Genomic DNA, 21,761 nt, shown 5'->3' with positions numbered 1-21,761 from the left:
GCGGGCCCCCGCTACAACAGTCCCGCAGCGAAACGACACCGGACACCGAGCAACCGGAGGCCGGGCACGACAGCCCGGGATCCTCCTCCCTGTCGCCGTCGCTGTTGAGGCCAGGGCCACCCAGGGCCCGCATTCCGCTAGTCGGTGAAGTCGTCGATGGTCATGGCGACCGCGCCGGTCTCGTCGCTGGCGTCGAGGTCGACGGTGAAGGTCATGGCCCAGTCGCGGTCGCCTGCGGGGTCGTCGATGACCTGGCGGACGGTCCAGGTGCGGCCGTTCTTGGCGATGTCGAGGAAGGCGTCGGACCGGGAGGCGGTGGTGGTGCCCATGTCGTCGTGGGCGTCGAAGTAGCGTTCGAGGGCGGTGTCCCACTTCGTTTCGCTCCAGCCGGACTCCAGGCCCGCCAGGGCGGCCACCTGGTCGGTGGCGGCCAGTTCGACGTGGCGCCAGGCGGCGTTGCGGACGGCGATGGCGAAGGCGCGTTCGTTGGCGGTGAAGGCCGTGGCGGGGCGGCCGATGTCGATCTGGTCGTCGTCTTCGGCGGGGTTGGTCAGGGCTTCCCATTCGTTGATCAGGGAGGAGTCGGTCTGGCGGATGGTCTCGCCGAGCCAGGCGGTGAGGTCGTCGAGTTCGTCGCCGCCGGCGTGTTCGGGGAGGGTCTGGGTGAGGGCCTTGTAGGCGCTGGAGAGGTAGCGCAGCAGCAGTCCTTCGGAGCGGGGGAGGGCGTAGGTGGAGATGTACTCGCCGAAGGTCATGTGGCCTTCCCAGATCTCGCGGAGGATCGATTTGGGTTCGAGCTGGTAGTCGGCGGCCCACGGGTGGCTGAGGCGGTAGGCCTCGAATGCCTCGCCGAGGAGGTCGGCCAGAGGTTTGGGGTAGTCGACTTCGTCGTCGTCGAGTCGGTTCATGCGGTCGTAGTAGTCGAGGCCGTCGGCTTTCATGGCGGCGACCGCTTCGCCTTTGGCTTTGTTGCGTTGGGCGGCCAGGATCTGGCCGGGGCCTTCGAGGGTGGCTTCGATGATGGAGACGATGTCCATCGGGTAGGTGTCGGATTCGGGGTCGAGCAGTTCGAGTGCGGCCAGGGCGAAGGGGGCGAGGGGCTGGTTGAGGGCGAAGTGGTCGGGCAGGTCGACGGTGAGTTTGACGCCTGCGTCGTCGATGGCGATGATGCCGGCGTCGCGGAGGGTGCGGGCGATGGTCAGGGCGGTGCGGGCCATGCGCAGCTGGGTGGGGCGGTCGGCGTGGGAGTCTTCGATGAGGGCGCGGGTGTGGGCGAAGGCGTCGCCGCCGCGGGCGAGGAGGTTGATGAGCATGGCGTGGGTCATGCGCATGCGGGAGGTCAGCGGTTCGGGTTCGGCTTCTTGGAGGGCGGCGAAGGTGTCTTCGGACCAGCCGACGAACCCTTCGGGGGGTTTCTTCTTGGCCATCTTCTTGCGTTTTTTGGGGTCGTTGCCGAATTTGGCGAGGGCTTTCTCGTTCTCGATGACGTGTTCGGGGGCTTGGCAGACGACGTAGCCGCGGGTGTCGAATCCGGCGCGGCCGGCGCGTCCGGCGATCTGGTGGAATTCGCGGGCGCGCAGGCGGCGGGTGCGGCGGCCGTCGTATTTGGTCAGGCCGGTGAAGACGACGGTGCGGATGGGGACGTTGATGCCGACGCCGAGGGTGTCGGTGCCGCAGATGATCTTGAGCAGGCCCTGTTGGGCGAGGCGTTCGACCAGGCGGCGGTATTTGGGGAGCATGCCGGCGTGGTGGACGCCGATGCCGGATCGGACCAGGCGGGCGAGGGTCTTGCCGAACTTGGTGGTGAAGCGGAAGCCGCCGAGGGCGGCGCCGATGGCGGTCTTGGCGTCCTTGTCGATGAGTTTGAGGCTGGCCAGGGCCTGGGCGGTCTCGAGGGCGGCCGCTTGGGTGAAGTGGACGATGTAGGCCGGGGCGCGGTCGTGATTGGCGAGGTTTTCGACCGTTTCGTGCAGCGGGGTCTTGCGGTATTCGTATTCGAGGGGGACCGGGCGGGTCGCGCCGGTGATCAGGGCGGTTTCGCGGCCGGTGCGGCGGGTCAGGTCGGTCTCGAAGAAGCCGGTGTCGCCGAGGGTGGCCGACATGAGGGTGAACTGGGCGCGCCCGAGTTCGAGCAGGGGCACCTGCCAGGCCCAGCCGCGGTCGGGTTCGGCGTAGAAGTGGAATTCGTCGGCCACGACCGAGTCGCAGTCGAGGTCGGCGCCTTCGCGGAGGGCGAGGTTGGCGAGGATCTCGGCGGTGCAGCAGATGAGGGGGGCGTCGGGGTTGACCGCGGCGTCGCCGGTGAGCATGCCGACGTTCTCGGTGCCGAACTGGTCGCACAGTTCGAAGAACTTCTCGGACACGAGGGCTTTGATGGGGGCGGTGTAGAAGCTGGTGCGCTGGCCGGCGAGGGCGTTGAAGTGGGCGGCGGCGGCGATGAGCGACTTGCCCGACCCGGTGGGGGTGCTGACGATGGCGTTGGCGCCCGAGCAGATGGCCAGCAGGGCTTCTTCCTGGTGTTCGTAGAGGTCGATGCCGGCGTCGGAGGCCCAGGCGGTGAAGGCGGTGTAGATGTCGTCGGCGTCGGGTCGGTCGGTGCCGGGCAGGTAGTCGATCAGGCTCACAGCAGTCAATGGTGCCTGGCCGGGCGCGGGCCCGCCAGGCGGGTCACCGGTCGTAGGTGACGGCGACCGGGGCGTGGTCGGACCAGCGCTGGTCGTGGGCCGGTGCCCGGTCGACCCAGGCTTTGGCGGCCTTGGCGGCCAGTCCGGGGGTCGCGACCTGGAGGTCGATGCGCCAGCCGGCGTCGTTGTCGAATGCCCGGCCCCGGTAGGACCACCACGAGTAGGGTCCTTCGACGTCGGGGTGGAGGGCGCGGACGACGTCGACGAACCGTCCGGACTCGTACAGTTCGGTCAGCCAGGCGCGTTCGTTCGGCAGGAATCCGGCGGTCTTCTTGTTGCCGCGCCAGTTCTTCAGGTCGGCTTCGGCGTGGGCGATGTTCCAGTCGCCGCCGACGACGAAGTCGCGGCCTTCGCGTTCGCAGGCGGCGGCCTTGTCGGCCAGGTAGGTCGCGAACTCGTCCATGAACTGCTCTTTTTCGACCTGGCGGGGCGTGTCGGTCTCGCCGGAGGGCAGGTAGAGGCTGCCGATGGTGATGCCGGGCAGGTCGACTTCGGCGTAGCGGCCGGTGTCGTCGAAGGACTCCGAGCCGAATCCGACGCGTTCGGCCTCGGGCCGGTCGCGGGTGAGGACGGCCACGCCGGCGCGGCCCTTGGCGCCGTGGTTGAGCGCCGGCGCCAGCAGCCAGTGCCAGCCGGGGACGTCGGTGACCGCGGCCGGGACCTGTTCGGTGGTGGCCCGGACCTCTTGCAGCAGTATCACATCGGCGCTGGAGGCGGCCAGGTAGTCGACGATGCCCTTCCTGGCGGCGGCGCGGATGCCGTTGACGTTGACGGTGACGATGGTGAACACGGACCCCACATTAGCGCCTTCGGGGCCGGTCGGCGGCGAGGTGAGGCGCACCCGGTGCCGCCGGGCCGGGGCGGGCGGTGCGCCGAGCCAATAGACTACGGGGCATGACTGGATCGGCACGGACAGGCGGGGCGTGGGCCCGGGCGCTGACGACGGCGGCAGCGGCCCTGGTCGCGGTGCTGGCCGCGGCCGGGCCGGCCCGCGCCCAATCGGAGGAGACCGGCGAGGCCGAGCAGGAGGCCGAGGGGATCGTCGTGGTCGGCGTGCCCGGCCTGTCCTGGTCCGACATCGATCCGGCCGACACGCCGACCCTGTGGGATCTGGCCGGGGACGGCGCCACGGGTGCGATGAGTGTGCGCACCATCGGCGCCTGGACCTGCCCCGAGGCCGGGTGGGTGAGCCTGGGGGCGGGGGCTCGCGCCGGCGGGCTGGCCGCCCGCGAGGCCCACTGCCAGGCCCAGTCGGCGATCCCCGAGCCGGTATCGGAGTCCGACGCCGCGGCGCTGCCGTGGTGGCCGGATCTGCAAGAGGCCAACGTCGGCTACAACTACGGGGCCCGCCTGGGGGCGCTGGCCGAGGCGATCGAGGGCTACGAGGCCGACCAGGCCGAGGCCGCCGCGGAGGCGGAGGCCGAAGGCGAGCCGGCAGAGCCGGTCGAAGCGGGGCTGTGCGTGTCGGCGATCGGCCCCGGCGCGGCCTTGGCCGCGGCCGACCCCGAGGGCGGGATCGACTTCTGGGGGCCGGACCTGGATTCGCTGCCGGAGGCCATGGCCGCCTGCGACGTGGTCATCGTCGACCCCGGCCTGGTCGTCGGCGAGCCGTCCGAGCCCGACCAGGGTGAGGCGACGACCGACTACGACGCGCTCGGGCAGACCGACACCGACGTGCCCGCCGACCAGGTCGAGGGCGAGGCGCCCGACCCGACCCGGCAGGGCGCGGCCGAGGCGGCCGACCGCGCGGTCGCGACGGTGGCCGAGGCGCTGCCGGACCGGTGGCGGCTGCTGGTGGCCGGCATCGCCGACGCGGCCGCCCCTTCGGGTCTCCACCCGGTCATCTACAGCGGCAGCGGTGTCGAACCGGGCGATCTGAGGTCGGCGACGACCGGCCGCGACGGCTATATCCAGCTGGTCGACCTGGCCCCGACCGTGCTCGACGTGGTCGGCGCCGACGTTCCGGCGGCCATGTCCGGGCGGCCTATCGGCATCGAGGCCGACGACGAGCACACCGCCGAGTCCGCCGTGGAGCGCGGGGTCGACGTGACCGCCGCTTCGGCGGCCGTCTCCGAGGTCGGCTGGTCGTTCTATGTGTTCTTGGCCGCGGCCGGGGCGGTCGGTGCGGCGGCGGCGGCGTGGCTGGTGACCGGGCCCGACCGGTGGCGGCGGACGGCGGCGGGCGTGTGCGTGGCCGTCTCGGTGATTCCGGTGGCCGGGATCGCGGCGGGGATGCCGCCGTGGTGGCGGGCCGAGTCGCCGCCGGTGGCGTTCTGGGCGTTCATCGCCGCCGGGGTCGCTTTGGTGACGGCGTTGTCGTATCTGCCGGGTCTGCGGGAGGGGCGGCGGCGGGCGCTGCTGGTGTCGGGGATCGCCGCGGGGTTGATCGCGTTCGATCAGATCGCCGGCACCATGTGGCCCCTGCACACCCCCATGGGGTACACCGCGTCGGTCGGGGCGCGTTTCTCGGGGTTGAGCAACTATGCGTTCGCCGTGTTCGCCGCGGCGGTCATCCTGATCATCACGCTGACGCCGTGGCGGGGGCGCGGGCTGTACTTCGGGCCGGTCGCGGTGGGCCTGGCGGCGGTGGCCGTGGTCGGGGCGCCGGTGCTGGGCCGCAATGTCGGCGGCACGCTGACGTTGGTCGCGGCGCTGGTGCTGACGTGTCTGCTGCTGTGGGGTCGGAGGCTGTCGATCGGGGCGGTGGCCGCGGCCGGGGCGATCGCGGCCGGGGTGCTGGCGGCGGCCGGCTTCATCGACTATCTGCGGCCCGAGTCCGACCAGACCCACCTGGGGCGGTTCGTCGGGACGGTCATCTCCGGCGACGCCGGTGAGGTCCTGGCCCGCAAGGCCGCCTCGGCGCTGGGGACGATCGGCGGGCCCCTGACGTATCTGATCGTGGCGGCGGCGGTCGCTCTGGTGTGGATCTGGCGGCGGCGGGGCCCGATCGCGACCCGCCGCCACCAGGCGGCGGCGGTCGGGCTGCTGGCGGTGGCGGTCATCGGTTTCAGCGTCAACGACTCGGGGACGGCCCTGCCGGCGTTCGCCATCAGTCTGGGGTTCGGCCTGTTCGCCGTCGCCGTCGGCCCGGTGGCCGAGCCGGCGCGCTCGCCGGGAGCGGCGGTGCGCGCGGGCCAGGCCGCACCCTGATCCGGTCCCGGCGCTCTGGCGGAGCGGTGGGGGTATCGTGAGCGTCATGCGCGTGGCGACCTGGAACATCAATTCGCTCAACGCTCGACTCGAGCGGCTGTTGGCCTGGCTGGAGACGGCCGCACCCGACGTGGTGTGCCTCCAGGAGATCAAGTGCGCCACCGACGCGGTCCCGACCGAGCGGCTCGAGCAGGCCGGGTACGAGGTCGCGGCCAACGGCGACGGCCGCTGGAACGGCGTGGCCATCCTCTCGAAGGCCGGCATCGACCAGGTGGAGCGGGGTCTGGCCGGCCAGCCGGAGTTCGACGGCCGCACCGAGGCCAGGGCGATCGCGGCGACCTGCGGGCCGCTGCGGGTGTGGTCGGTGTACGTCCCCAACGGGCGGGATGTGACCCACGACCACTATCCGTACAAGCTCGCGTGGCTGTCGGCCCTGGCCGATGCGGCCGCGCCGGCCGCGGCCGGGAGTGAACCGGCGTGCGTGATGGGTGATTTCAACGTCTGCCCGACTGATGAGGACCTGTGGGACCGCGCCGAATGGCCCGGCACCACGCACGTCACCGAGGCCGAACGCAAGGCCCTGGCCGCGGTGGAGGCGACCGGTCTGAGCGATGTCTTCCCCCGCGCCCTCAAATACGATTGGCCGTTCACGTTCTGGGATTACCGGAACCTCGACTTCCCCAAGAACCGCGGCATGCGCATCGACCTGGCGCTGGCCAACGCCGCCTGCCGCGATACCGTCACCGACGCCTACGTCGACCGCAACGAACGCAAAGGCAAAGGCGCCTCCGACCACGCTCCCCTCGTGGTCGACCTCGACCTGTAACCGCTGACCCCGAACAAGGAGCGACCGCCAAGTGCGCCGCAGAATCCTCCCCATAGCGTGTGCGGCCGTGCTGGCCGCGGCCGTGCCGGCCACCGGCGCCCACGCCGACCCCGACGAGACCACGCTCGAAGCCGACCTTGAAGAGGCCATCGCCGCCGTCGCCGAGGCCGAGGAGCGCGTCGAGACCGCCCAGGAACGGGCCGACGAGCTGGCCGAGCAGATCGAGCAGACCGAGGCCGACCTCGCTGATCTGTCGACCGCGCTCAACGAGTACGCCGTCTACCTCCACACCGAGGGGGACCTGCGGGCCACCGCCGCGCTGCTGGCGGCCGACAGCCCCGACCAGATGGTCGACGCGATGGGCTTCACCGGGTATCTGGCCGACGAGCGGGCCGCTCTGGTGACCGAGGCCGAGGGGCTGCTGGCGGAGCTGGAGGCGCAGGAGGAGGCCCACGCCGACGAGGTGGCCGAGGCCGAGGCGGCCCTCGAGGACGCCGAGGACGCCGAGGCCGACCTGGAGGACGAGTTGGACGAGCTGCGGGCCGAGCAGGCGGCCGGGCCCTCCGGTGACGGCGGCGCTCCGGGGGCCGACGGTTTCGGCGGTTCCGGTTCGGGGTGCACTGAGGACGACCCGACCACCGACGGGTGTCTGACGCCGCGGACGCTCCACATGTATTACGAGACCAAGGACGCCGGGTTCGGCAACTATGTGTCCTGCTACCGGTCGGGCGGGTCGGGCGAGCACCCGCTGGGGCGGGCCTGCGACTGGTCGGCCAACGCCTCGGGTTTCCAGAACACGGCCGCGACCGGCGCCGACAAGGAGTACGGCGACCAGTTGGCGTCGTGGTATGTCAACAACGCCGACTCGCTCGGGGTGTACTACGTGATCTGGTACCGGCAGTTCTGGTCGCCGTCGTCGGGGTGGCGGTCGTATTCGGGGGCCGACGGCACTCCGGCCGGCGACCACACCAATCACGTGCACGTGTCCATGAACTGAACCGCTGGGGGTCACCGTGGCATCGAATATGAGGAGCCGGTACGTATCGGCCGCGGCCACGGCGTTGGACCTGGTCGAATCGGACCCGGTCGCCGCTGCCTGGGAGCGGGAGTCGGCGCTGGAGGGGTTCACCGTCGGGGGCCTGGCCGGGCACATCGCCGCGCAGGTCCACTCGACGCGGGAGGCGCTGGACGGCGACTTCGCCGGCAAGGAGCGCATCGGCCTGTTCGAGCATTTCGAGCGGGCCGCTTGGCGCGGAGCCGATCTGGGCAATGAGATCAACACGCGGGTGCGCGAGGGCGGGCAGGCGGCGGCCGAGGCCGGGCCGGCGGCGCTGGTGGCCGATACCCGGCGGGCCCTGGCCGCGGTCGAGGCCGCCCTGCCGGGCCGCGACGGTGACGAGACCAGCGGGAACCCGTACTGGGCGTACGCGACGAGCCTGGACGACTTCCTGGTCACCCGCATCCTGGAGTTCGTCGTCCACAGCGACGACCTGGCCTGCTCGGTCGGGTCGCCGATGCCGGTGTTCGACGCCGAAGTGTTCGACACCGCCGCCTGGGTGCTGACGCGGCTGTCGGCGGGCCGGCACGGGCAGGCGGCGCTGGTGCGGGCCCTGTCCCGATCCGAGCGGGCCGGGGGCGACATCACCGCCCTCTGACGACCCGGACGCGAGGGCCGCTCGTGTAGGGTCGCGGGGATGGTTTCGCCTCCACCGATCGGCCGCCGCCGCGCGGTCATCGCCGCGATCTGGCTGCTGTGCGCGTTCGCCGGGCTGATCGGCGCGGTCTGGGCGGTCGGCTGGGCGTTGCAGGGCTCGGCGGCCCCGAGCCTGGACACGGTCGCCGCGGCCACCCACCTGCACTATCCGGACTCGACCGAGGTCGTCGAGGCCGACCTGTCCGAGATGCACACCCCCACCGCCGGGTCGCGGGGCGAAGTCTCGGTGGCCGTGCCGGCCGACGATTTCGGGGACTTCATCTCCGGCAACGACATGGACGCGCCACTGCCCTCGGGCACGACTCCGGCCGGGAACCCGGCCGGGATGATCCCGGCCGGGTGCACCCTGGAGGTCTGCTACGCCGCCGTGTTCATCGTCGAAGGCGACACCGTCACCGTCGACCTCGATATCACGCTGCTCTAGGCGGTGTTCAAGGACCCCCGGCAAATCGGCCGGATAGCGGCCGTCAGGGGTTCTTGAACACCGCCTACGCGGCGAAGAGGGCCTGTTCGCCGCGTTCGAGCGCCAGGAGGCGCTCTTTGCGCCAGATGCCGCCGGCGTAGCCGGTCAGGGCCCCGTTCGCGCCGATCACCCGGTGGCAGGGGACGACGATCGCCACCGGGTTGGACCCGTTGGCCGCCCCGACCGCGCGCACGGCCGCCGGGGACCCGATCCGGTTGGCCACCCACGTGTACGAGACGGTCTCGCCGTAGGGGATCTCGGTCAGCGCCCGCCAGACCCGCCGCTGGAAGTCGGTGCCTTCGGGGGCCAAAGGCAGGTCGAACCGGTGCAGAGAACCGGCGAAGTACGCCTCCAGCTGCTCGATGGCCGATTCGAGGACGGGTGTGGCCGCTTCGGGCCCCCAGGCGCGGTCGACTTCGTCGGCTCCCAGGTGCACATAGGTCAGTCCGGCCTCGACCGCGCTGACGGCGATCGGCCCGACCGGCGATTCCATCTTCAGGTGCTTGGCGTCGGTGCTCATCGCAGGGTCTCCTTCTCATCGTCTGCGGGCAGGTGGTTCGTCGGGTGCTCTTGCGATGCCCACAGGTATTGGACGGCGTAGGCCCGCCACGGGCGCCACGCCTCGGCCAGGCCGGTCAGGGCCCGGCCGGTGGGCAGGCCGAGCTCGGTGGCGCCGCGGATCACGCCCAGGTCGGCGACCGGGAAGGCGTCCGGGTCGCCCAGGGCGCGCATGGCGATCATCTCGACCGTCCACGGACCGATCCCGGGCAGGCCCGCCAGTCGGGCCCGGGCGGTCTGCCAGTCGGCGCCGGGCCCGATGTCGACCTCGCCGGCGGCGAGGGCGGCGGCCAGGCCGGTCAGGGTGCGTTTGCGGGCGGCCGGCATCGGCAGGTCGGCCGGATCGGCTCCGGCCAGGTCGGCCGGGGCCGGGAACAGGTACCGCAGCCCGCCTTCGGGGTCGGTCACGGGCCGGCCGTAGCGTTCGGCCAATCCGGCGGCGATCGTGGCCGCCGCGGCGGTCGAGACCTGCTGGCCGATCACGGCCCGCAGCGCGTACTCCTCGTTGTCGGCCTTGCGCGGCACCCTCCGGCCGGGGGTCTTCTTCACCAGCGGCCCCAGGACCGGGTCGCGGCCGAGTGTCTCGGCCGGGGCGTGCGGGTCGGCGTCGAGGTCGAGCGCTCTCCTGCAGCGGGCGACGGCGGCGGTCAGGTCGCGCACGTCGGCCAGCCGCAGCCGGCACTCGATGTAGCCTCCGGCCGGGCGCAGCGCGGCGATCCCGGGCCCGTGCGGCAGCCGCAGCGTGCGCCGGTAGGCCCCGCCGCGCCACTCCTCGATCCCGGGTGCGGCCGCGGCCGCCAGGTGGCCGAACAGGTTCGACGGCTCGAACGGCTCCCGGTAGGCAAGGCGCAGCGCGATGACCCCGCCCTCGGGTGCGCCGCGGCGGCCGGCCGCGCGTTGCCGCAGCTGGGTGGGGGAGGAGGCGTAGACCTCGGCGACGACCCGGTTGAACGCCCGGATCGAGGTGAACCCGGCCGCGAAGGCGACCTGCCCCATCGGCAGGTCGGTGCCCTCGATGAGGGTGCGGGCGGTCTGGGCCCGCTGGGCGCGGGCCAGCGCGGCCGGTCCGGCCCCGACCTCGGCGGTCAGGAGCCGCTCGAGTTGCCGCAGCGAGTAGCCGAGCCGGCCGGCCAGGGCGGCGGCGCCGTCGCGGTCGACCACGCCCTCGCCGATCAGGCGCATCGCCCGGGCGGTGACGTCGGTCCGGTAGTCCCACTCGGGGGAGCCGGGGGCCGCGTCGGGGCGGCAGCGTTTGCACGCGCGGTACCCGGCCTCTTGGGCCGCGGCGGCCGAGGCGTAGAACCGCATGTGCTCGGGTCTGGGTTTGACCGCCGGGCATGAGGGCCGGCAGTAGATGCCGGTGGAGGTGACCGCCAGGTACACCCAGCCGTCGAAGCGGGCGTCGCGGCCGGCCACGGCCGCGGTCAGGCGGTCGGTGTCGAATTCCATGTCCTCTAGCGTGCCCGCCGCCCCCGACAGAAGCTAGCCAGAATTCGACATCACGCTTCGGGCAGGTGCAGCCGGTCGACCGCCTCGCGGGACCGGCGTGCCGGGCGCCGGTCGTAGCGGGCGGTCGTGGCCGGGGAGGCGTGCCCGACCAGGGACTGGGTGATGGCCAGGTCGACCCCGGCGTCGAGCAGCTCCCCGATGAACGTGCGGCGGAAGTCGTGCGGGGTGTGCCGGCGCTGCCCGGCCTCGACCAGCCGCTTGGCCAGCAGGTCGGCGATGGCCTGCCCGGTCAGCCGCGCCGGCCGGTTGCCGTCCAGGCGCAGCCGCCCGGCCTTGTTGATCGGGCAGAACAGGGCCCCCGAGGCCGTCCCGCGCACCGCCAGCCACCGGTCCAGCCGCTCGGCGGCGGCCTCGGTCAGGTACACCTGCCGCTCCTTGTTGCCCTTGCCGACGATGCGGATCGACCGCTCGGTCCGGTCGTAGTCGACCAGCCGCATCGAGGCGATCTCGCTGCGGCGGCACCCGGTCGAATAAAGCGTGGCCAGGACCGCCGCGTCGCGGGCCCCGGCCGGGCCCGGGTCGATGTCGCAGGCGTACAGGGCCCCGCCGAGCGCCTCGGCGTCGACCTGGGAGCCGACCGGGAGCCGCTGGGCCTTGACCGGAGCGATGTCGCAGGCCCGCTGGTAGTCCTCGGCGGCCATCTGGTCGAGCCGCCAGGCCTCCTTGAGGACCCGCCGCAGCGCCGCCAGGTGCTTGTTGACATAGGAGCCGGACCACCCGGCGTCGAGCATGGCCGCCCGCAGCCGCGAGGTGTGCTCGTAGCGCAGCAGGTGCCACGGCTGCCCGGCGCCGGTCGCCGCCTCGTCGCCCGACAGCAGCTGGGCGATCCGGTCCAGGCACCCGCGCATGGTCCGCCGCGACTCGGCCGACCCCAGCGAGTCCAGATAGACCCGGTACGGGTCGGTGCCGGCCCCGCGCTCGGGCGGGACCGGTTCCCAGCCCGATACCGCCAGCTCACCAGAAGTCATGGCCCCCACCATAGCCGCACGGCCCGACAGATCGGGCTCTGGCGGACGCGGCGCGGCCGGACATGGCAGGATCGACACTCATGGCAGACCACTTCCGCACCCAGACCCTCCAGGTGACCACCGGGCGACGGCCGCGCGTGGTCGACCTGACCGGCCAGGTCGAGGACTTCCTGGCCTCGGCCGGCGCCCGCGAGGGACTGCTGAACGTGTTCGTACCCCACGCCACGGCCGGGGTCGCCGTCATCGAGACCGGCGCCGGGAGCGACGAGGACCTCATCGACGCGCTCGAGCGGCTCCTGCCCCGCGACGACCGGTGGCGGCACCGGCACGGCTCGACCGGGCACGGAGCCGACCACGTCCTGCCCGGCATCGTCGCCCCGCACGCGACCGTCCCGGTCGTCGCCGGCCGGCCGGCCCTGGGCACCTGGCAGTCGCTGTGCCTGGTCGACACCAACGGCGACAACCCCGACCGCACCGTCCGCCTGTCCTTCCTGAGCTGAGCAGCCCGCACCTCGTCCTGCTAGGAGCCCGTGTCCATGCGACGCACCACCACCCGCCTGCACCTGATCAACGCCCTGCTCGCCCCCGGACTGCGCACCAGATCCGACCCCGACCGCGTCTTCGAGCGCATGCACGCCAGAATCCGGTCCCACCACGGCGAACCGACCCTGAACGAAGCGGACCTGTCGGCCCTGGAGGGCCTGCGCACCCTCCTGGGCTGCTTCGCCGAACTCGAGGGCCTGTCCGGGGTCGGGTGGCGCAGCGCCCAGGACCTGGTGGCCGCCCGCATCGAGAACCGCTACCGCGTCCGCGCCCTCAAAGCCGCCCACCCCGAGATCGAGAACGAGACGGTCGAACGGCCCGTCTTCGTGGTCGGCCTGCCGCGGACGGCCACGACCCTGACCCACAAGATCCTCGCCCGCACCGACGGCTGCCGGGGCCCGAAACTGTGGGAGATGTACAACCTCGGCGGGCCGGTCGACGAGGCCACCGAGCGCCGCCAGATCCGCCAGACCCAGAAACGCCTGGACATGACGTTGACCATCAGCCCCGACTGGGACATCATCCACCCGGTCGAGGCCGACGGCGAAGAAGAGGACTACTTCCTCAAAGACCACACCCACCTGCACTGCTCGGTCGCGCCGATGTGGCACTACCTGGAGTTCCTGGCCGGGCACGACTTCGCCGACGACTACCGGTTCCTCAAAGAGGCCCTCCAGGTCCTTTCCTGGGGCCGGCCCGAGGCCCGGTGGGTCCTCAAGCACCCGGGGAACCTGTTCAACATCGCCTCGATCATCGAAGTGTTCGGCGACGCCGACATCGTGTGGACCCACCGGGCCCCCGACACGGTCATGGGCTCGATGTGCTCGATGGCCGAGAGCCTGCACCGCCTCCACGTCAAACCGGCCGCGGTCGACCTGCACGGCATCGGCCGCATGTGGCTCAAGATCCTGTCCGAAGGGGTCGCCTCGGCCCGCGACCAGCGCGCCCGCCTCGACCGGACCGGCTTCCACGACCTGGGCTACCACTGGCTCATGGCCGACCCGGACACGTACGTGCCCGACCTGTTCGCCCGCCTCGGCCTCGAATGGGGGCCCGGCGACCAGGCCCGGCTGGAGGCGGCCCTGGACCGGCCGGTCGACCGCCGCCGGCACGAGTACTCCCTGGAGCGGTACGGCCTCGACCACGGCAGCGTCGAGGACGCCTTCGGCGACTACCTGGGATTCGTGACCGGCCTGAACCAGCGCCGCCACTGACGGCCGATGCTGGCGGGCCGGGCCCGCTACAGTGGTGGACGTGACCTCTGTGAACGCCACGTCCGTGCTGTACTCGATCAGCGAATGCGCCGACCGGTCCGGGTTCAGCCCCGACACCCTGCGCTACTACGAGAAGGTCGGCCTGATCGGCCCGGTCGCCCGCACCGCCACCGGCCAGCGGCGCTTCTCCCAGCCCGACCTCGATTGGCTCGGCACCCTCAAGTGCCTGCGCGACACCGGCATGCCCATCGAGCAGATGTGCCGGTTCGCCGAACTGGTGCGCGACGGCGACCACACCATCGCCGACCGGATCGTGCTGCTGGAGGAGCACCGGAAGGCCGTGGACGCGCGCATCGCCGACTTCGAGGCCAAACGCGACTACATCACCGGCAAGATCGACTACTACCGGTCGGTGCGGTGAAACCGGCCTGACAGCCGCGGCCGACTACTCGACCAGGCCCTTGGCGTAGGCGACCGTCGACCGCCCGTAGCGCGGCAGGTGCGGGGCCAGCGCCAGCAGCGCGACCGACAACCCCTCCCGGTCCCGGCCCAGCTTGGCCAGCGTCAGCGCCCGGCACATCGCGATCGCGTCGTCGTATTCGTCCGAGCCGCGCTCGGCCTCGGCCTCCAGCAGCTCCAGCGCCTCGGCCGCCCCTCTGGTCTCGCGCATCGACGAGGCCATCTGGATCATCGCCTGCCGCCGGCGCGAGCCGTCCAGGCCCGCCTCGAGCGCGCGCCGGTAGTAGCCGATCGCCTCGGCGGTGCGGCCGGTCGAATCGTGGGCGCCGCCGACCTCGAACAGGGCCACCGGGTCGTTCGGGCATTCGGCGGCCAGGTCCTCCATCGCGGCCACGAACGCCTCGGGCGCATAGGAGTCGAATGCCTGCCATAGTGCGGCGGCGCGGGCCTGCCAGTGTTCGTCGGTCATGGCAGGGAACCTACGTCAGGCGGCTCCGGATCGGCAAGTCGCCCACCGGACCGCTCAGGCGCGCACAGTCCAGCGGTGGCCTTCCCACCCTCCCATAGGATACGAGCCATGGTCTCTTTCCCTGAGTTGGTGGCGCTGCGCGCCGAATCGGCGCGCCTGGGCGCGGTCATGGCCGGACTCGACGACCGCGACTGGGCCCGCCCGACCAGGTGCGCGCCGTGGGACGCCGCGGCCCTGGCCGCCCACGTCACCATCGCCCTGGACCGGCTGGGCCCCATGCTCGCCGCTTCGCCGCCGCCGGAGGCGACGGTGGACGCGGCCGGTTACTACACGCGCGACCGGCGCTTCTCGCCCGAGGTCGACGCCGCGCGCGTCGACCAGGCGGCCGAAGCGGCCCGGGCCGGCGGCCCGGCCGTGGCCGACCGGTTCGCCCGCACCTGGCAGGCGACCGTCGAGGCGTGCGCCCAGGCCGGACCGGACCGGCTGGTCACCACCCGCCACGGCGACCCGATGACCCTGGCCGACTTCACGCTCACGCGCGTGGTCGAGGTGGCCGTCCACGGCATCGACCTGGCCGACGCGACCGGGCGGCCCCGCTGGACCACCGTCCCGGCCGCGGCCGCCGTCGCCGGCTTCCTGCTCGGCGGGCCCGGCAGGCTCGAGGCGCTGGGTTGGGATCCGGTGGTCGCGATCGCCAAGGCCGCCGGCCGCGACGAGGCCACCGGCGCCGAGCGCGAACGACTGGCCGCGGTCGGGGCCGCACCGCTGGCCTTCGGCTAGTGGTCTTCTCGAGGTCGAGTTCGAACGAATGGTCGCCCAGGTCATGACCGCCGAACCGTATGCCAGCGCGGGCAACGTGTACTGGATCGTGGACAACGACTGCTCCCACGCCGAACTCGTCCTGGGCTTCCAAGACCGCTGAAGCATCTGCGCATACAAAACCGACCAATGAAACGAACTTCCGAATCAGGAGACCAGGGTTCCGAACTGCGATCGCCTGGCGCTTCAGCGCATTGGCAGTGATGGTGGTTCGAACCCCTTAGCATCTGCCGTATGCGCCTATCCTTGAAAGTCCTCGCCGCGCCGGCAGTCGTCGCGGCCGTATCCTTGGGCACACTCGTGGTCGTGCCCGCCTCATTCGCCGGGGAAGCCGAGGTGTCCCAGGCCGAGACTTACGCCGACTACTCGATGATGTTCGAGCGCAGCGCCGGGCAGTTCTGGGCCGATGGACAACCCGCCGGCCAATGGGCATGGAACCCGCAATCCGAGGACGGTTCCCACATCAGCTGGGGTTCTCCGGAGACCTGGCCTCCAGAAATGGCCGAGGTGTTCGTGCACGACGGCGACTGGGTGCTATTGGAGGGTTGGCACGACAACGGCACCTTCTACCGCCTCGAAGTCGACACCGAGCAGGTCGGCGACGGCAACTGCCAGAACATGCGGGACCTGCCGACTGACGGCGGCGCTCAACGGTACGCACGCTGGACGATCCCGGACTCGGCCTACTGCCTCAAAGCCTGGGGCACGATCGTTGAAGAGTCGACCGGCACCCGGATCGATTTCGGCCACACGCAGACCTGGTCGCCACCGGCCCGCTGCAGCAATGCCTACTACCAGGGACAGACCTGCATCAAACAGTGGGAATCCTGGTGGGACAACAACGGTTCCCCAGGCAGCCCAATCGAACGCAGACTGGAGCGAGACCAGTACCTTGCCCGGGGCATCGGCATGGCATTCAAGGTCGTACAGTTCTACCCGCGCCCTTGGAGCGCCGACCTGCGCTTCGATTGGACCTGGTAGCCGAATGAGCATTGCCCGCGCCCGTGGCGAGCACGATCCGAGCCCGGACAGCTTCCCGGACCTCCCCGCCCGGACCCTCGCGGTCAGGATCTGACGGCGGCTTCGCCTGCATCGGCGGCATCGTCGACCACAGCGAGGGCCCCGACACCGAGATACCGCCACCACGACCCCGCAGGACGCCCTCGGCCTCGCCGCCGACCTCTACACCTGAAACCGCAGGCGAAACCCGATGAACTTCCTGAGAAGACCACTAGCAGGCGGCGGCGTACTCGCTCAACGCATCGGCCTCGGCCTGGTCGACCGTCAGGTCCCATTCGGTCTTGACCTGCACCCACGCCCACACGTACTCGCACCAGACCTCTTCGAGCGGCGGCATCCACTCGGCCGGGTCCTGATCGGACTTGGACCGGTTGGTCGAGGCGGTGACCGCCAGCAGGTGCCACGGCCGGTCCAGGGAGTTGGCGAAGGCCTCCCGCTCGGCGGTCGGCCAGTCGCGGGCCCCCGACACCCATGCCTCCTTGAGCGGCACCAGATGGTCGACGTCCAGATCCGAGGACTCGGTGACCGTCTCGCCGTCGAACATCGACACCCACTGGCCCGACATCGCCCCGTCGCAGTCGTCGGCCGACAGCTCCCCGGTGCGTTCCTCGAAGACCAGGACGTCGTCGCGGGCGTCGCAGCCGTTGCCGTCGGCGTCCCGCCAGTGCGGGAACAGGTCGCGGTCGTAGCCGTCACCGGCCTCCTCGGCGACGGTCAACGCCTCGATCTGCGCGGTCAACTCAGCGGCGTCGACGGTGACGGTGAACGGCATGTGCTCGCTGAACTCATCGGAGACGACCGATCCGGACCCGGCGTCGGCGCCGTCGGTCGGATCCTCATCGGCCAGGTCCTCCAGCGCCTGGCAGCCGGCGGTGAAAGGCAGCAGACCGGCCGCGGCGAGGGCGACCAGGCGGGAACGGACGGACATGGGGGCACATCCTCACAGCACGGAAAGGCGAGGCATCGTCGCTCACCGGGGGCGAACGCAACCTAGCACACCCCCACCGACCGACCCGACCAGGGCATTCGGGCAACATCTGGAAAACGTCACAGCCGCGCGCGAGGATGGGAGACGACCACATCCGCCATCCAGGCAAGGAGGCCCGGAACCATGGCATACCTCGTCCTCATCGGCACCCGCAAAGGCCTGTTCACCGCCACCAGCCCCGACCGCCGCACCTGGCAGCTGTCCGGCCCGGTCATCCTCGACGACGACGGCTTCACCGCCGTCGCCGAAATCTACGCCATCGGCACCGACCCGGCCACCGGCCGCATCCTCGTCGGCGCCGCCACCTGGTTCGGCCCCAGCGTCTGGCGCAGCGACGACGCCGCGGCCACCTGGTCCGAACCCCAGAAGGCCCCCATGGCCTTCCCCCAAGACCTGCCCTACCGGCCCCTGGACTTCTCCGAGACCGCCGGCATCGACCAACCCGAATCCGACCAGACCAACACCGTCAAACGCATCTGGCAGATCGCCTTCGGCCCCGGCGACCGCGTCTGGGCCGGCGTCGAACCGACCAGCCTGTGGACCAGCGACGACGGCGGCCAGACCTTCACCTTCAACCGAGCCCTGTGGGACCACCCCGAACACACCACCTGGGCCTCCGGCGCCGGCGGACCGGCCGTCCACACCATCGTCCCCGACCCGGCCGACCCGCGGGCGCTGACGGTCGCCATCTCCTCAGGCGGGATCTACCAGACCGCCGACGACGGCCGAACCTGGAACGGCATCACCAAAGGCATCACCGTCGACTACGAACCCGACGCCGCCCCCGAATCAGGCCAATGCATCCACAAAGTCACCCGCGACGCCGACGGCACCCTCTACGTCCAAAGCCACGGCCCGGCCTACCGCTCCACCCGCCCCGACGGCGGCTGGATCAACATCTCCGAGAACCTGCCGACCGACTTCGGCTTCGCCATCGTCGCCCACCCGACCGAAGCCGGCACCGTCATGGCCTGGCCCATCAGCGAATCGATGGAACGGACCCCGGCCGAAAAGCACATCGGACCATGGAGAAGCGACGACGCCGGACAGACCTGGCGGCCCTGGCAGGCCGGCCTGCCGACCGAAGCCTACTTCGGCGGCGTCCTGCGCGACGGCGCCTGCACCGACGGCGCGACCGAACCCGGCTGGTACTTCGGCACCCGCTGCGGCGACGTCTGGGCCGCCTCCGAGACCGACGGCACATGGCACACCGTCGCCGCCCACCTGCCCGACGTGCTGTGCGTGCGCGCGATGGAGACCGCCTGATGGACCTCGAAGTCAAAATCCCCGCCGCGCTGGCCAGCGAGTGCGGCGGGGCACGCACCATCACCGTGGCCGCCCCCGAGGCGGCCACCCTCGGCGACGTCCTGGCCGCCATCGAAACCAGCCACCCGCGCCTGGGGAGGCGCCTGCGCGACGAGGCCGGACAACTGCGCCGATTCGTCAACGTCTACATCGGCGACGACGAATGCCGCCGCCTCAAAGGACTGGCCACCCCCGTCGGCCCCGACGACCCGATCCAGATCCTGCCCTCCATCGCCGGAGGCTGACCGGACGGCCGGGCCGCTATCCTGAACCGGGCCGACGAACCCAGCGGGGGAGCAGCACACCGATGACCGCCACCGACCGACCGGACGCGACCACCGACCGAGGATTCGAGGTGAGCCTGCGACTGCGCGAAGTGTCCGTCCAACTGTCCCTGCTCAACCACCAGGTCGCCGGTCGCATCAACCTGCGCGACGTCGACCTGTACTGCCTCGACCTGATCAGCCGGCGCGGACCGATGACCCCCAGCGCCCTGGCCCGACAGGCCGGACTGCGCCCGGCCACCACCACCGGCGTCCTCGACCGCCTCGAACAGGCCCGCTGGATCAGCCGCGAACGCGTCCCCACCGACCGCCGCGCCGTCCACCTCACCTTCAACGACGAACGCGCCACCGAGATCCTCGAACACTTCACGCCCATGCTCGACCGCATCGACCGCATCTGCGCCGACCTCGACGACGACCAACTGGCGACGATCTCCCAATTCCTCACCCGCGTGACCGAAGCCGGCCGCGACGCCACCGAAGCGACCGCCTGAACGGACCTAAGCGGCCACCCCGACCGTCCGGCCCACCGCCCGCTCGGCACCGACCTGCGCCAGCATGCAATGAGCCAGATCGGCCCGCGAGACCCGCAGCGCCCGACGCGGAATGCGGCCGTAGGCGGTCCGGTAGCGGCCGGTGAACGGCCCGTCGGTCAACTGCGGCGGCCTCACGATCGTCCAATCCAGCCCCGAATCCATGACCGCGTCCTCCATGGCCGCCAAGTCCGCGTAATGATCGCGCAGGACCCGCTTGACCACGGCCACGGCCGCCCGCATGAAAGGACCCTCACCGGCCTCGTGCCGCGGCTTGTCAGGACGGGCAGCGGTCGGCACCGTCCCGACCGGCGCCGCCGAGAGCACCACCAGCCGCCGCACCCCGCCAGTCCGCATCGCCGCGATCAGCGCCGCCGTCCCGCCGGCGGCGACCCCCAGCTCGGACTTCGACGTCGGCCCCAGCGCCGAGACGACCGCATCGCACCCGGCCACCGCCGCCTCCAGCGCGGCCGGCTCGGGCCGGGCCAGGTCCACCTTGACCGCCTCGACGCCGGGCGAGAGCTTGGCCGGGTTCCGCACGACCGCGGTGGCCCCGTGCCCGGCCTCGAGCGCCTGGGACAGGACCAGGCGGCCGGTCGCGCCGGTAGCGGCGATGACGGCGAGTTTCATGACGATCCCCAATCCACGAAGATACGAAAAGCGTATCATTCGGAAACCGAAATATGCTGTGTCGCGCCTCCACCACGACACTGGCACCACCGCCCACACCCCGATAAGCTCGCAACCAGACACCACCACCCCAAAAGGAGCCCCATGACCGACACGGCGGCCACCGGCACCACCCACCCGCTGCGACGCGCCCTCACCCTCTGGGGAACTCTCATCGCCGCCATGTGGGCCCTGGTCGCCCTCGACGCCATACTCCCGACCCACCTCACCACCTGGGGCATCACCCCACGCAGCCTCGACGGCCTCGCCCCCGGCATCATCGCCGCACCACTGCTCCACGTCGGCCCCGGCCACCTGACCGCCAACATGATCCCCCTGGCCGTCATGGGCACCGTCGCCGCGCTCCGCGACTGGCGCGCCTTCTGGATCGCCATCGCGGCCACCGTCACCGTCTCCGGCCTCGGCGTCTGGCTCATCTCACCGACCGGATCGGTCACCGTCGGCGCCTCCGGCGTCGTCTTCGGCCTCTTCGGCTACCTACTGGGCCGCGGCATCTTCCTCCGCCGCCTGGCCGACATCGCCATCAGCGTCGCACTGATCCTCCTCTACGGCTCCATGGTCTGGGGCATCTTCCCGACCCAGTCCCACGTCTCCTGGCAAGCCCACCTGTTCGGCTTCACCGGCGGCGCCGCCACCGCCTACCTTTTGGCCCGCACCAAGACCGCGCCCGACCACCCCACCACCGGATAGAGGACACTATGCCCGATCCAACCGGATTCGCCTGGCGCGAACGCAAAGACGGCACCATCGAAATCACCCACCACGGCCGCCGCGCCGCCCTCCTGCGCGGCGCACGAGCCGCCAAATTCCTCGCCGACATCGCATCAGGCGACGACCAGCACACCATGGCCCGCTGGACCGGCTCCTACAAGATCGGCAACGAACGCACCGCCCGCGACCACCCCCGCAACCGACACCGCCGCTGAACCGCCGAAAAGGGACGGCAGACCACCGGCCCACCGCCCCCGGAACACACCTCACCCGATCACTGCTGCGAGTCCTCGGTGGCCACATCCACCATCCACGCGATCCCGAACCGATCGACACAGGACCCGAACTCATCGCCCCACATCTGCTTCTCCATCGGCACGGTCACCTCCCCGCCAGCCGAGATCCGCTCCCAGTACCCATGGAGCCGCTCGGCGTCCTCCAACGGACCGGAGAGACTGATCGAGATGTTCTGACCGGGCTTGAACTCCATGCCCGGAGGCACATCAGCGGCCATGATCGTGAACCCGTCCTCAGTCTGCAGACGAGCATGCATGACGTTGTCCTTCTCGGGGCCCTCCGACCCCATCTCCCCGTACGTGCTGACGGTCAACTCTCCGCCGAGCGCGTCGCGATAGAACTCCATCGCCGACCGCGCATCGCCGTCGAAATTCAAGTAGGGATTGAGCACCGATGCCATCGCTGACTCCTTCGCGTGTTGAGCGACTTCTCAAGGCCGATCCTGCCAGCGCCCACCGACAACAACCGCCAAAACGGCCGAAGCGCCCCCTCACACGACCCGACGCGCCCGCAACACTGAATCGCCCCGGCTGTGATAGAGGGTTGATTACGTGGTG

24 protein-coding genes are annotated in these 21,761 nt (G+C 71.3%); 15 read left to right on the top strand and 9 right to left on the bottom strand.

What is annotated here, in order from left to right:
• Positions 1-137 precede the first annotated feature (137 nt).
• Both JFB92_RS23610 and JFB92_RS23605 read right to left on the bottom strand, forming a co-directional pair.
• Positions 138-2,633 carry a DEAD/DEAH box helicase gene (locus JFB92_RS23610; RefSeq protein WP_372451687.1) on the bottom strand — a complete coding sequence of 832 codons (2,496 nt, stop codon included), beginning with the start codon at positions 2,631-2,633 and terminating at the stop codon, positions 138-140.
• 34 nt (positions 2,634-2,667) lie between these two features.
• Positions 2,668-3,474: an exodeoxyribonuclease III gene (locus JFB92_RS23605; RefSeq protein WP_199044253.1), complete on the bottom strand. Its 807-nt coding sequence runs from the start codon at positions 3,472-3,474 to the stop codon at positions 2,668-2,670.
• 104 nt (positions 3,475-3,578) lie between these two features.
• On the opposite strand from JFB92_RS23605, the gene JFB92_RS23600 reads away from it, so the two are divergent.
• From JFB92_RS23600 to JFB92_RS23580, 5 genes are read left to right on the top strand one after another with little or no spacing between them, the layout of a single operon-like run.
• The gene (locus tag JFB92_RS23600) at positions 3,579-5,834 is read left to right on the top strand and encodes a hypothetical protein (protein ID WP_199044252.1); all 2,256 of its coding nucleotides are present in this window, start codon (positions 3,579-3,581) and stop codon (positions 5,832-5,834) included.
• Positions 5,835-5,880: 46 nt separating this feature from the next.
• Complete coding sequence (locus JFB92_RS23595; RefSeq protein WP_199044250.1) at positions 5,881-6,660, top strand: exodeoxyribonuclease III; 780 nt, start codon at positions 5,881-5,883, stop codon at positions 6,658-6,660.
• A 31-nt stretch (positions 6,661-6,691) separates the two neighbouring features.
• Positions 6,692-7,657, top strand: a complete 966-nt coding sequence (locus JFB92_RS23590) for a VldE C-terminal domain-containing protein (protein WP_199044248.1) — start codon at positions 6,692-6,694, stop codon at positions 7,655-7,657.
• A gap of 28 nt (positions 7,658-7,685) precedes the next feature.
• A complete protein-coding gene (locus tag JFB92_RS23585; protein ID WP_199044246.1) occupies positions 7,686-8,315 on the top strand; it encodes a maleylpyruvate isomerase N-terminal domain-containing protein in 630 nt (209 codons plus the stop codon).
• Positions 8,316-8,354: 39 nt separating this feature from the next.
• A complete protein-coding gene (locus JFB92_RS23580) occupies positions 8,355-8,798 on the top strand; it encodes a hypothetical protein (RefSeq protein WP_199044244.1) in 444 nt (147 codons plus the stop codon).
• A 64-nt stretch (positions 8,799-8,862) separates the two neighbouring features.
• Here JFB92_RS23580 and JFB92_RS23575 read toward each other — a convergent pair whose 3' ends face one another.
• Genes JFB92_RS23575 through JFB92_RS23565 form a run of 3 tightly spaced genes read right to left on the bottom strand, consistent with a single transcriptional unit; the run spans position 8,863 to position 11,872 of the window.
• Positions 8,863-9,357: a methylated-DNA--[protein]-cysteine S-methyltransferase gene (locus tag JFB92_RS23575; RefSeq protein ID WP_269848052.1), complete on the bottom strand. Its 495-nt coding sequence runs from the start codon at positions 9,355-9,357 to the stop codon at positions 8,863-8,865.
• Positions 9,354-10,844, bottom strand: a complete 1,491-nt coding sequence (locus JFB92_RS23570; RefSeq protein ID WP_199044242.1) for a DNA-3-methyladenine glycosylase 2 family protein — start codon at positions 10,842-10,844, stop codon at positions 9,354-9,356. Before JFB92_RS23570 ends, JFB92_RS23575 begins: the two co-directional genes overlap by 4 nt.
• A gap of 50 nt (positions 10,845-10,894) precedes the next feature.
• The gene (locus tag JFB92_RS23565; protein WP_199044240.1) at positions 10,895-11,872 is read right to left on the bottom strand and encodes a tyrosine-type recombinase/integrase; all 978 of its coding nucleotides are present in this window, start codon (positions 11,870-11,872) and stop codon (positions 10,895-10,897) included.
• A gap of 80 nt (positions 11,873-11,952) precedes the next feature.
• Between JFB92_RS23565 and JFB92_RS23560 the strand changes: the two genes are divergently transcribed.
• From JFB92_RS23560 to JFB92_RS23550, 3 genes are read left to right on the top strand one after another with little or no spacing between them, the layout of a single operon-like run.
• On the top strand, positions 11,953-12,372 hold the full coding sequence (locus JFB92_RS23560) for a secondary thiamine-phosphate synthase enzyme YjbQ (protein ID WP_199044239.1): 420 nt from the start codon (positions 11,953-11,955) through the stop codon (positions 12,370-12,372).
• A gap of 36 nt (positions 12,373-12,408) precedes the next feature.
• Positions 12,409-13,629, top strand: a complete 1,221-nt coding sequence (locus JFB92_RS23555; RefSeq protein ID WP_199044238.1) for a sulfotransferase family protein — start codon at positions 12,409-12,411, stop codon at positions 13,627-13,629.
• 40 nt (positions 13,630-13,669) lie between these two features.
• Complete coding sequence (locus tag JFB92_RS23550) at positions 13,670-14,050, top strand: MerR family transcriptional regulator (RefSeq protein WP_199044237.1); 381 nt, start codon at positions 13,670-13,672, stop codon at positions 14,048-14,050.
• A 24-nt stretch (positions 14,051-14,074) separates the two neighbouring features.
• Here JFB92_RS23550 and JFB92_RS23545 read toward each other — a convergent pair whose 3' ends face one another.
• Positions 14,075-14,557 (bottom strand): tetratricopeptide repeat protein, encoded by a 483-nt coding sequence (locus JFB92_RS23545; protein WP_199044236.1) that lies wholly within the window; start codon positions 14,555-14,557, stop codon positions 14,075-14,077.
• 108 nt (positions 14,558-14,665) lie between these two features.
• Here JFB92_RS23545 and JFB92_RS23540 point away from each other — a divergent pair, with 108 nt between their 5' ends.
• Together JFB92_RS23540 and JFB92_RS23535 are read left to right on the top strand one after the other, a co-directional pair.
• Positions 14,666-15,337 carry a maleylpyruvate isomerase family mycothiol-dependent enzyme gene (locus tag JFB92_RS23540; protein ID WP_199044235.1) on the top strand — a complete coding sequence of 224 codons (672 nt, stop codon included), beginning with the start codon at positions 14,666-14,668 and terminating at the stop codon, positions 15,335-15,337.
• A 285-nt stretch (positions 15,338-15,622) separates the two neighbouring features.
• Positions 15,623-16,357, top strand: coding sequence for a hypothetical protein (locus JFB92_RS23535; protein WP_199044234.1), 735 nt, complete (start codon positions 15,623-15,625; stop codon positions 16,355-16,357).
• A 250-nt stretch (positions 16,358-16,607) separates the two neighbouring features.
• Here JFB92_RS23535 and JFB92_RS23530 read toward each other — a convergent pair whose 3' ends face one another.
• Entirely contained in the window at positions 16,608-17,324 is a 717-nt protein-coding gene (locus tag JFB92_RS23530) for an HNH endonuclease family protein (protein ID WP_199044232.1), read from the bottom strand.
• A 183-nt stretch (positions 17,325-17,507) separates the two neighbouring features.
• On the opposite strand from JFB92_RS23530, the gene JFB92_RS23525 reads away from it, so the two are divergent.
• The 3 genes from JFB92_RS23525 to JFB92_RS23515 all read left to right on the top strand — a co-directional run bounded on the left by JFB92_RS23525 (position 17,508) and on the right by JFB92_RS23515 (position 19,467).
• Entirely contained in the window at positions 17,508-18,650 is a 1,143-nt protein-coding gene (locus JFB92_RS23525) for a WD40/YVTN/BNR-like repeat-containing protein (protein ID WP_199044230.1), read from the top strand.
• Positions 18,650-18,934 (top strand): MoaD/ThiS family protein, encoded by a 285-nt coding sequence (locus JFB92_RS23520; RefSeq protein WP_199044228.1) that lies wholly within the window; start codon positions 18,650-18,652, stop codon positions 18,932-18,934. Before JFB92_RS23525 ends, JFB92_RS23520 begins: the two co-directional genes overlap by 1 nt.
• A 62-nt stretch (positions 18,935-18,996) precedes the next feature.
• Entirely contained in the window at positions 18,997-19,467 is a 471-nt protein-coding gene (locus JFB92_RS23515; RefSeq protein ID WP_199044226.1) for a MarR family winged helix-turn-helix transcriptional regulator, read from the top strand.
• Positions 19,468-19,473: 6 nt separating this feature from the next.
• Here the strand turns inward: JFB92_RS23515 and JFB92_RS23510 are convergent, their stop codons facing one another.
• Entirely contained in the window at positions 19,474-20,136 is a 663-nt protein-coding gene (locus JFB92_RS23510; protein WP_199044224.1) for an NAD(P)-dependent oxidoreductase, read from the bottom strand.
• 144 nt (positions 20,137-20,280) lie between these two features.
• Between JFB92_RS23510 and JFB92_RS23505 the strand changes: the two genes are divergently transcribed.
• Positions 20,281-20,886, top strand: coding sequence for a rhomboid family intramembrane serine protease (locus tag JFB92_RS23505; protein WP_199044223.1), 606 nt, complete (start codon positions 20,281-20,283; stop codon positions 20,884-20,886).
• Between the two features lie 8 nt (positions 20,887-20,894).
• Complete coding sequence (locus JFB92_RS23500; RefSeq protein WP_199044218.1) at positions 20,895-21,122, top strand: hypothetical protein; 228 nt, start codon at positions 20,895-20,897, stop codon at positions 21,120-21,122.
• Positions 21,123-21,181: 59 nt separating this feature from the next.
• On the opposite strand, the gene JFB92_RS23495 is transcribed toward JFB92_RS23500, so the two are convergent.
• A complete protein-coding gene (locus tag JFB92_RS23495) occupies positions 21,182-21,604 on the bottom strand; it encodes a VOC family protein (protein ID WP_199044217.1) in 423 nt (140 codons plus the stop codon).
• Positions 21,605-21,761: the final 157 nt, after the last annotated feature.

Origin of the sequence: Glycomyces salinus, assembly GCF_016428645.1 — a bacterium.
Classification (GTDB): domain Bacteria; phylum Actinomycetota; class Actinomycetes; order Mycobacteriales; family Micromonosporaceae; genus Glycomyces; species Glycomyces salinus.
The sequence above is the reverse complement of the archived record's forward strand: the minus strand, read 5'-3'. Positions and strand labels throughout refer to the sequence as shown.